Origin of the sequence: Peribacillus sp. Aquil_B1 (genome assembly GCF_022603275.1) — a bacterium.
In the GTDB taxonomy this organism is placed as follows: domain Bacteria; phylum Bacillota; class Bacilli; order Bacillales; family DSM-1321; genus Peribacillus.
Genome location: NZ_JAKXEE010000017.1, coordinates 1 through 752 on the forward strand (window position 1 = coordinate 1; position 752 = coordinate 752).

The following is a 752-nucleotide window of genomic DNA, read 5'->3' on the forward strand; positions in this document are numbered from 1 at the left end:
CACCCGTTCCCATTCCGAACACGGCAGTTAAGCTCTTCAGCGCCGATGGTAGTTGGGGGTTTCCCCCTGTGAGAGTAGGACGCCGCCAAGCCATTTCAAAAGATCAGCCATCCGGCTGGTCTTTTTTGTGTTCATAAGGTCATGAAAAAAAGTTGGCTGTTTCGCATACAGTGTTGCTTTCTTGAACACATAATTAAAGACTGCTTTAAACGGTCTTGTCGTTATTTGATTTCTCTTCATATTGAATGTGATGATTTGTAAAATCTATTTGAAGGTGCTAATTTCTTTTTAATCAGCCGATAACAAACAAAGCATATTACAGAAATAACAAATAAAGTATAAGCATATGCCATAAAATCACTCCTTAAAAAGATTACTTTTTACTACTATATCTCTCTATAACCCATAATATTTCTTTGTTCAAACCAACAACTTTACGAAAACAGCTCAAAAGATAAAAAGCATTAAGGCTTTGTCGGGATGGGAGGCCTTCACATCTGACCAACTAGCAAAACGGACCTTGTAACCAATCTAGATCTAAGATCTAAGAAAAGAAATTATTTATTATGAAATGTGTTGACTTTATGGTGGGAAAGGATTAATATAAATAAGCACCAACTAAGAGAAACGAAAAACTTCATCGCTTTTGGCTGATTGCTGAAAGAAATAATAACTATTGACTTCTTACTATGAAAATGATAAGATGAAATGGTCGCTGAAAAACACAGCGATTTAAAATAAGTTAAAAACTT

Annotated in this window: 1 rRNA gene; it reads left to right on the forward strand. The window is 35.1% G+C overall.

Annotated elements, in window-relative coordinates:
• Positions 1 to 91 (forward strand): 5S ribosomal RNA (gene rrf, locus MPH60_RS27535); the annotation flags it as partial.
• Positions 92 to 752: the final 661 nt, after the last annotated feature.